At 52.9% G+C, this 8571-nt stretch carries 10 protein-coding genes; 2 read left to right on the forward strand and 8 right to left on the reverse strand.

Annotation, left to right across the window (positions count from 1 at the left end; all coding sequences use genetic code 11):
* Positions 1-33: 33 nt before the first annotated feature.
* The 8 genes from ACE418_RS02725 to ACE418_RS02760 form a co-directional block, all read right to left on the reverse strand.
* Positions 34-990 (reverse strand): alpha/beta hydrolase, encoded by a 957-nt coding sequence (locus tag ACE418_RS02725; RefSeq protein ID WP_416449155.1) that lies wholly within the window; start codon positions 988-990, stop codon positions 34-36.
* A 6-nt stretch (positions 991-996) separates the two neighbouring features.
* A complete protein-coding gene (dhaM, locus tag ACE418_RS02730) occupies positions 997-1374 on the reverse strand; it encodes a dihydroxyacetone kinase phosphoryl donor subunit DhaM (protein WP_416449156.1) in 378 nt (125 codons plus the stop codon).
* 21 nt (positions 1375-1395) lie between these two features.
* Positions 1396-2025: a dihydroxyacetone kinase subunit DhaL gene (gene dhaL / locus ACE418_RS02735; RefSeq protein WP_416449158.1), complete on the reverse strand. Its 630-nt coding sequence runs from the start codon at positions 2023-2025 to the stop codon at positions 1396-1398.
* Positions 2026-2031: 6 nt separating this feature from the next.
* Positions 2032-3021 carry a dihydroxyacetone kinase subunit DhaK gene (gene dhaK, locus ACE418_RS02740; protein ID WP_416449160.1) on the reverse strand — a complete coding sequence of 330 codons (990 nt, stop codon included), beginning with the start codon at positions 3019-3021 and terminating at the stop codon, positions 2032-2034.
* 205 nt (positions 3022-3226) lie between these two features.
* Positions 3227-3760, reverse strand: a complete 534-nt coding sequence (gene pyrR, locus ACE418_RS02745) for a bifunctional pyr operon transcriptional regulator/uracil phosphoribosyltransferase PyrR (protein WP_292261590.1) — start codon at positions 3758-3760, stop codon at positions 3227-3229.
* Between the two features lie 15 nt (positions 3761-3775).
* Entirely contained in the window at positions 3776-4693 is a 918-nt protein-coding gene (locus ACE418_RS02750) for an RluA family pseudouridine synthase (RefSeq protein ID WP_416449161.1), read from the reverse strand.
* A 10-nt stretch (positions 4694-4703) separates the two neighbouring features.
* The gene (gene lspA, locus ACE418_RS02755; protein ID WP_416449162.1) at positions 4704-5141 is read right to left on the reverse strand and encodes a signal peptidase II; all 438 of its coding nucleotides are present in this window, start codon (positions 5139-5141) and stop codon (positions 4704-4706) included.
* Between the two features lie 126 nt (positions 5142-5267).
* Positions 5268-5432 carry a DUF362 domain-containing protein gene (locus ACE418_RS02760; RefSeq protein ID WP_014015850.1) on the reverse strand — a complete coding sequence of 55 codons (165 nt, stop codon included), beginning with the start codon at positions 5430-5432 and terminating at the stop codon, positions 5268-5270.
* 514 nt (positions 5433-5946) lie between these two features.
* Here ACE418_RS02760 and ACE418_RS02765 point away from each other — a divergent pair.
* Positions 5947-6627, forward strand: a complete 681-nt coding sequence (locus tag ACE418_RS02765) for a response regulator transcription factor (RefSeq protein WP_020309681.1) — start codon at positions 5947-5949, stop codon at positions 6625-6627.
* Positions 6611-8044 (forward strand): sensor histidine kinase, encoded by a 1434-nt coding sequence (locus ACE418_RS02770; protein ID WP_416449163.1) that lies wholly within the window; start codon positions 6611-6613, stop codon positions 8042-8044. Before ACE418_RS02765 ends, ACE418_RS02770 begins: the two co-directional genes overlap by 17 nt.
* Positions 8045-8571: the final 527 nt, after the last annotated feature.

Below are 8571 nucleotides of genomic sequence, written 5' to 3' on the forward strand. Positions count from 1 at the left end.
TCAAGTATCGGAAATGCATAGTCCGACCTCTTCCTAGTCATCGCTGACATCCTTTTGCAGGAAACGGCTTACGACACGCAAGTATTCGCTGCGGTCCGTTTGAATGCCGACAGCATGAGGCGAGTCAGCAAAAATATAGAGTTCTTTTTTTGGGCTCGTACAATTATCATAAAGGCTCTTCGCTGTCTTGACCGGTACCAGGGCATCATCACTGCCATGCAGGAAGAGGACAGGCATCTTCATCCGCTTGACAGCCTGCGCCGGTTCCAGGGAAGACACGGTCTTGTGCGTATGGTAGAACATAGCTGCCTGGAAGAAAGGATCGAGGAGATCATAACTCCAGATAGCCCGTTTGTCCCCCGAAGCCTGCCACAATTTCTCCCGTCCCAGAGAGATGATGTTGCCATAAGAACTATCGGCGACGACAAAGGATAGGTCCTTTCCGTATTCACTGCCGGCATACAGCAGGGCCATAGCCGCCCCGAGAGAGACGCCGTGCAGGCCGATGGTCATCTGTTCATCGCGGTTGCGCAGCCATTGGCACCACATGGCCAGGTCATCGATTTCCCGGATACCCCATTCCGTGTGGGCGCCTTCACTTTCGCCATGGCCCCGCAGGTCGATGAGCAGGATATTATAGCCCAGGCGGCGGTACACTTCCATATACGGCAGGCACATGGATCGGTTCTGGTAGAGGCCGTGGATGAGGATGACCGTCTTATGGGAATCATGGCGGTTCTCGATATACGTCCCGCGCAGGATCGTCCCGTCCTGGCCATTGACCCGGACCGGTTCCCAGCCCCGTTCCTTTTCCCACTGGCGGACAGTAGACACGTCACGGCTGTGGTTCTCGATGCCCAGGAGCTGGTCCCAGGGGGCATCATAAAATTCTTCATAAGCCATGTTGCCGATATAAGCCCCGATGCCGCCTAAGATGACAGCCAAGCAGACCATGAACAGGAGCAGCCGCTTCAAGAAACGCTTCATCATGACGGCTTACAGCTTCCTATCCCGGCTGGCTTCCACTTTATCCTGCATGGCAGTCAGAGGCGTACCGCCAGCCGCTTCAATGGCGGCAATGACTGCACCTTCGACGAAGGGGCAGTCCAAGAGCTGTATCTGCCGGTCGTCCAGGCTTTCAGCGACCATTTCTGCCGTCATGACGGCACTGCCCATATCCATGATGCAGGCAACGCCATCGCCTTGGTCTGCGGCTTCGACAGCTGCCGTGATTTTCTCAAAACTCGTTCCCAAGCTGCCGTCTTCGAGTCCGCCAGCAGCGATGACAGGCGCATCAGGCGCCATCATGCGGGCCAGTTCAACAGCACCTTCAGCGGCCTTCTGGCTGTGGGAAATCAATACGATTCCTACCATCTTTTCCTTCACTCCTAAAAATCAGGCCATTTCTGCCAGGACCTGCAGTAAATAGAGCGATGACGTAGCGCCGGGATCCTGATGGCCCAGGCTGCGTTCGCCTAAATAGCTGGCACGACCTTTCGTAGCGATAATGGTCTTCGTGTATTCTACGCCTTTTTCCGCAGCTTTGGCTGCATCCTGCAAGGCTTCTTTCAATGATTTTCCGGCAGCCACGTCGTCCTGCATGACCTTCAGCGCCGGGCACAGTGCATCGAGCATGGTCTTTTCGCCTTCCGTCGCTTTGCCGCGCATCTTGATGCCGTCGACAGCGGCTTCCATGGCTTTGACGAAAGCGGGGCCATCGATTTCCGTCAGGCCCTTGCAGGCCATGCCGGCTTTCATGAAGGCCGTCCCATAGAGCGGTCCCGATGCGCCGCCAACCGTCGACACGAGCTGCATGCCGACACCTTTGAGCAGGGCCCCGATATCACCGCCTGCCAGGGATGGCAGCTTCTTTTCAACGGCTTCAAAACCGCGGGCCAGGTTGATACCGTGGTCGCCGTCGCCGATTTCGTTGTCGAGCTCGGTCAAATATTCTTTTTCTGCTTCAATTTTCTTAGCCATCCCTTCGATGATGGCTGCCATCTGTTTCGTATCCAATGAACTCATCCCCTCTTATTTTTTCCAGGCCAGTGTATCGGCCGGTGCGTCATAGAGACCTTTCATTTCGTCATCCAGGCGCAGGAGAGTGATGGAGAAGCCCGCCATTTCGATAGACGTCATGTAATTGCCGACCATCGTGTCATAAACGGTGATTCCCTGTTCCTTGAGATAATCCTGTACGAAGTTGTTGACGATGTACAGTTCCATGAGCGGCGTCCCGCCCATGCCGTTGATAAGGACGACGACTTCATGGCCTTTATAGTCGAGGTCTGCCAGGATCTGGTCGACGAGCATCTTGGCGATTTCATTGGCCGGACGCAGTTTTTCCCGATGCGTCCCCGGTTCGCCATGGATGCCGATACCGATTTCCATTTCGTCATCGGCCAGTTCAAAACCCGGTTTCCCGGCAGCCGGCACGGTGCACGGTTCGATAGCCATGCCCATGGAGCGGACGTTGGCGATGACCTTTTCAGCGACAGCCTTGACTTCCGGCAGTTCAGCGCCCTGTTCGGCTTTGGCACCGGCTATCTTATGGACGAAAATCGTACCGGCTACGCCGCGGCGGCCCGTCGTATACAGGCTGTCCCGGACGGCGACGTCATCGTTGACGACGACATAGTCGGCCTTGATATCTTCATCGGCAGCCATTTCGATGGCCATTTCAAAGTTCATGACGTCGCCCGTATAGTTCTTGACGACGCAGAGGACGCCTTTATCCGTCGCTACAGCTTTGATGCCTTCCAGGACCTGGTCCGGTGTCGGCGACGTGAAGACCGTCCCGGCAACGGCGCAGTCGAGCATCCCTGTACCCACGTAACCGGCATGAGCTGGTTCATGGCCACTGCCGCCGCCACTGACCAGGGCGACTTTGCCTTCTTTTTTGTCTGCCCGGACGACGATGGTCCCATAATCGAGCTTGCGCAGCTTCTTCGGTGCCGATTTGACCAGGCCCTGAATCATTTCCTCTTCGACGTGATTGACATCATTGACAATTTTTTTCATGATACCCCTTCTTTCCATATATAGTTAAAAAGACTTGTCGCACGTGCGACAAGCCCTTTTAAGTGGTTAGTGGCTAGCAGTTAGTTGTTAGCGGATGGTTAAAAATTTACATCAAACCCCAAACATTAAAGCCAAAGTAACCAGATAAGATGGTCGAAAACTTCGTGCGATGTTCACTTAAGTATAGCAAGAAACAAGGGGAAAATCAATTCTGTTCCCGCAGGACGACGCGGTCACACGAATCGGTTTCTTTTAACTGGACCGACACGTCTTCCTTCCGCGACGTCGGCACATTTTTGCCGACATAATCGGCGCGGATCGGCAGTTCCCGATGGCCCCGGTCGACGAGAACAGCCAGTTCGATGAACTGAGGCCGCCCCAATTCCATAATGGCATTGAGGGCCGACCGGACGGTCCGCCCTGTGAACAAGACGTCGTCGACTAAGATGACCGTCTGGCCGTCGGCATCGAATTTCCCGGCATCGCTGACGGCGATAGGGCTCTTGCGGTCGTCGTCGCGATAAGCCGAAATATCGAGATCATATACGGGCACATCCCGGCCTTCGATAGCTGCCAGTTCCCGGCCCAGGCGCTGGGCCAATGGGACGCCGCGCGTATGGATACCGACGAGTACCGTCTTGTCCAGTCCTTTATTGCGTTCAATGATTTCATGGGCAATACGGCGGATAGCCCGGCCGATTGCTTTTTCATCCATGAGCAGTGTCTTTTCTTTCCACATGTGACTCACCACCTGTCAGTCTTTCTCTTCCGCCCGTTCCAGGCAGGCCAGGAAATCAGCCGGCGCCGGCGCTTCAAAATGCATGGCCTTCCCCGTAATCGGATGGATCAAGTCTAAGCAATGGGAGTGAAGAGCCTGGCCGTCGATAGGGAAATCGTCTTTCTTGTAGCCATACAAAGGATCGTTGACGACAGGATGATGGATATAAGCCATGTGGACGCGTATCTGATGAGTCCGGCCCGTTTCCAGCTTACATTCGACCCAAGTGTAATCCCCATAGCGCTTCAATACCCGGAAATGGGTCACGGCTTCACGGCCGCCTTTAAAGGTGACAGCCATCTTGACCCGGTCTTTGGGATGGCGGCCGATAGGCGCATCGACGATGCCCCGTTCTTCCGAGATATTGCCGTGGACCAGAGCCCAGTACGTGCGGTGCGCCGAATGTTCCTTGATCTGTTCAGCCAGTCCCTTATGGGCTTCATCGGTCTTGGCAGCGACCATGACACCTGACGTATCCTTGTCCAGGCGATGGACGATACCCGGACGGATGACGCCGTTGATGCCCGATAATTCTCCTTTGCAGTGATAGAGCAGCGCGTTGACCAGGGTCCCATCGGGATTTCCTGCAGCCGGATGGACGACCATGCCGCGCGCTTTATTGACGACGATGATATCCTTATCTTCATAGACGATATCCAACGGGATGTCCTGCGGGACTACCTTGTATTCTTCCTGCACTTCCATGACAGCCTGCACCTGGTCGCCTTCGTTAAGACGACGGTTGGCTTTGGCTTCCTTGCCGTTGACGGTGACTTCCTTGCGCTGAATGAGCTGCTGGGCATAACTGCGCGAAATATCCAGGGCCGACGTCAAATAGACATCCAGCCGCTTCCCCTGTTCCTGTTCTGTGACGATTAAATTCTTTTCTTCCATGTCTTCATCCTCATTTATCCGAAATATGGGTCCAACTATACCATAACAACAACGCGACGCCGACGACGATGCCGATATCGGCGACGTTGAATACGGGCCAGATGCGAAAATCGAAGAAATCCGTTACCGCCCCGCGGAGCGTCCGATCCAGGGCATTGCCAAGAGCCCCACCCAAAAGCAGGCCAGCCCCGCCATAGACCCAGGGCGTCACCGGCAATTTCTTGCGGAACAAGCCATACAGCAGGAATAAGAGCAGGGCGATGACCAGAAAGAGCCACTGCTGATTTTCCAAGATTCCAAAAGCCGCACCGCGATTCAAAATATAAGTAATATGAAAAAATCCCGGAATGACCGGAATGGATTCATGAAGGGCCATGAACTGCTGGACAGCGAATTTCGTGAGCTGATCGACAACGGTCACGGCCAGGGCAATGCCTAATACGTACAAAGCAGATTCCTCCTATTATGCATCTTACAGTGCTTTTATCCTATCACAGAAGCGGAGAAAGTTCAACAAAAAAAGGCTGCCGCATGATGGCCAAAGCCTTCTGCGACAACCTTTTTGCCGAAGCAATTATTCAGCGGAGATAGCGCCTGTAGGACAAGCGGATTCGCAAGCACCGCAGTCGATGCAGGAATCAGTTACAACGTATTTCGTTTCGCCTTCTTCGATGGCACCGGTCGGGCAAGTGCTAGCGCAAGCGCCGCATTTTACGCATTCGTCGGAAATAACATGCATGGTTTTCACCTCCAAACATCAAGCCTTCGGGGGAATCTCCCCTTCGTCTTCCTCATTATTACACGAATGGACAGACTTGTCAATGGATACCGAATGGGTAAAGATATAGATATTTCCTAGCTTTTTACCATTGCCAAAAAATTTTTCTCAAAATTTCGCCAAAATCATTTCTAGCAGAAACAGAAAAAAGCCGGCGAGGGGAGCCGGCTTTCTCTTTTTGCAAGATATCATCGGGGGAAGACAATATCTCAGCAGTTGAAGAAAATAAGATAGGGGTGTTCGAGGGGTATATGAACAACTTACTTCTTCAACGTCTCGTAGATGATCTGTTCTACATATACTATAATAACAGGTTCTGGCGAAAAGTAAATCCCTAAAGATTAAAAATAGATTAAATTTTCGTGATATTTTTGTAACAATGTCCAAATGGGTAGTACAAAAAAGGGAGTTTATACGTTATAATAATACGTATATGGCTTAGAGTGTGCAAATTCTTTTTTGGGGAGGTTGTTATATGACCGAAAAGACACATATCTTAATCGTCGAAGACGAAAAACAAATCGCCCGCTTCCTGCAAATGGAGTTGGAACATGAAGGCTATGAATGTGGCATCGAATACAACGGTGCCGCCGCCCTGGACCGTATCGGCCAGGAACACTTCGACCTTATCCTGCTGGACATCATGCTGCCCGACGTCGACGGCCTGACCATCTGTAAGCGGACCCGGGAACTATCGAACGTCCCGATCATGATGCTCTCGGCTAAAGACGATATCGAAACGAAAGTCGTCAGCCTGGACATCGGCGCCAATGACTATCTGACCAAACCGTTCAACAGCAAGGAACTCTTTGCCCGCATCCGTGTACTTTTGCGAGAACGCCATCAGCTGGCCGACCGGGGAAACTTTCTCCAGCTGAATGACATCACGTTATTCCTCGACCGTCATGAAGTCATGAAGGGCACAAAAAAGCTCAAATTGACGAAGAAAGAATTCGAGCTCCTCGCCTATTTAGTCCGGAACAAGAATATCGTCCTTTCGCGGTCGCGCATCGTCGAAGAGGTCTGGGGCTACGATTACATCGGCGACACGAACATCGTCGACGTCTATATCCGTTACCTGCGCAGCAAACTGGGCCCGAACGGGCGCAACTATATCCGTACGGTCCGTGGAGTCGGCTATGTGGCAGAAGATTAATCATTGGCTGACGCGGCACCTGCTCATCGCTCCCCTGCCCATTTTTGCCAAAATGGTCCTGCTCTACTCGTCTATCGTCTTTTTCATCCTTCTGACCGTATCCGTCGTAACCATTACCAGTGTCCACTACATCATGAACGACTCCCTGCGCGATGAATTGAAGTCCCGCGCCACAGCTGCCGTCCAATACCTGGACGACTACGGGAAGGTCGATACGACGATTTTCGTCCGTGCCAACGTGCCACCGTCGATGAATTTACAGATTTATGACGGCGCAGGCCATCTCATCGTCGACAACGGCCCGACTCATGCTGTCCGCAAACTGAGCGACCGCTACATCGACGACGCCATAAGCAATCCACAGAAAAAGCCGCTGCCCACCAGCGTCCAGGGCAACGAATCATCTGAATTCTCTTATTATCAGCTCTGGACGGACAAGCAGGGAAAGAACTACTACCTGCGTTTTTCCCAGCGCCCGGATAAGGAAACCGGCTTCGTATCGCTCTTATCGAAACAGCTCCTGGCTTCGGTCCTCATCAGCCTGATTCTGACTATCTTCACGGGCATGTACCTCATGAAGCGGTCTCTGGCACCCTTACAGGTCATCAATGACACGGTCAAGACCATTGAAGTCAACCGCCTGGATAACCGTATCGCCTTGTCCGATAATAAAAATGAGCTCCATGACCTGGCTGTCAGCATCAACCAGGCCCTGGACCGCATCGAATATGGCTATAAACAACAACAGCAGTTCATCAGCGACGCATCCCACGAATTGCGGACGCCGATCACGGTCATTGCCGGCTACGCCGACCTCTTATGCCGCTGGGGCAAAGATGACCCGGCGGTCCTCAACGAAAGCCTGACAGCCATCCGTTCGGAAACGGATTATATGAAGCAGCTCATCGAACGGCTGCTTTTCTTCGCTCGTTCCAACAATGGAACGCTGTTGAAGCATTTTACGAAAATCAATACGGCTGACCTTTTGCAGGAAGTCTATAGCGAAATCAGCCTCATCGACAAAGAACACCAGATTATCCTGCGTCAAAACGACGAGGCCCTGATTACAGCAGAACCGGGCAGCGTCAAACAGATGCTGCGCATCTTCATCGATAATGCCTTGAAATATACACCTGCCGGCGGCCAGGTCACCCTGACCTGCCAGGCCGACGAAAAGACCATCCGCTACATCATCAGCGATACGGGTATTGGCATCCCAAAAAAAGACCTGGAACGCGTTTTTGAACGCTTCTATCGCGTCGATTCATCCCGTACCAAAGACACAGGCGGATCCGGGCTGGGATTGTCCATCGCCAAATACATCGCCAAAGCCAATAATGCCAAACTGGAATTAGACAGTACCCTCCATAAAGGAACGACAGTCACCGCCATCTTCCAGCGCACACAGGGAGACTAGCCGTCATCCACTCGTAGGGGCCGTCCCAGCGGGCGGCCCGCTGTTTCGCAGGCCGCAGGCCGCAGTTCGCAGTTCGCTGTCAGCCGTCAGCAGTTAGCCACCGCAGTCCAGCGGACTGCTCCGTAGGGGCTTGCACGTGGCAAGCCCGCTATGACTATGTGAGCATAACGTATGTTTGATATATGTGCGTGTTTTCATGCATCACATGTCATGTATGACGTGTACATCACCAGTTCAAGGGGGCCGCCCAAGGCTCCCTTTATAGGGGAGCTGACCGCCAAAGGCGGTCTGAGAGGTTAAAGATCGGCCCCTACAAACCCCAGGGAACCCTGGTCGGATAGGAAGCCGCTCATTCCCCACTAGCCACGAGCCACTAACAACGAACAACAAAAAAGCACTAGCGGTTGTCCCACCTCTCCTGCCGAATCGAGGCTTCTGCTATCTGTCTGGATACTTTCACTCCATCAGGTCTCGAGATTCGGCATAAGCGACTCACTCGGTTTTGCGCGTCGCAGGCTCCTTCAAAA

Origin of the sequence: Megasphaera jansseni (genome assembly GCF_047974155.1) — a bacterium.
Lineage (GTDB): Bacteria > Bacillota > Negativicutes > Veillonellales > Megasphaeraceae > Megasphaera.

What these genes read in the sequence shown, in the direction of transcription:
- ACE418_RS02725 (WP_416449155.1), bottom strand. Translation starts at nt 990, where the DNA reads ATGATGAAGCGTTTCTTGAAGCGGCTGCTCCTGTTCATGGTCTGCTTG.
- dhaM (WP_416449156.1), bottom strand. Translation starts at nt 1,374, where the DNA reads ATGGTAGGAATCGTATTGATTTCCCACAGCCAGAAGGCCGCTGAAGGT.
- dhaL (WP_416449158.1), bottom strand. Translation starts at nt 2,025, where the DNA reads ATGAGTTCATTGGATACGAAACAGATGGCAGCCATCATCGAAGGGATG.
- dhaK (WP_416449160.1), bottom strand. Translation starts at nt 3,021, where the DNA reads ATGAAAAAAATTGTCAATGATGTCAATCACGTCGAAGAGGAAATGATT.
- pyrR (WP_292261590.1), bottom strand. Translation starts at nt 3,760, where the DNA reads ATGTGGAAAGAAAAGACACTGCTCATGGATGAAAAAGCAATCGGCCGG.
- ACE418_RS02750 (WP_416449161.1), bottom strand. Translation starts at nt 4,693, where the DNA reads ATGGAAGAAAAGAATTTAATCGTCACAGAACAGGAACAGGGGAAGCGG.
- ACE418_RS02760 (WP_014015850.1), bottom strand. Translation starts at nt 5,432, where the DNA reads ATGCATGTTATTTCCGACGAATGCGTAAAATGCGGCGCTTGCGCTAGC.
- ACE418_RS02765 (WP_020309681.1), top strand. Translation starts at nt 5,947, where the DNA reads ATGACCGAAAAGACACATATCTTAATCGTCGAAGACGAAAAACAAATC.
- ACE418_RS02770 (WP_416449163.1), top strand. Translation starts at nt 6,611, where the DNA reads ATGTGGCAGAAGATTAATCATTGGCTGACGCGGCACCTGCTCATCGCT.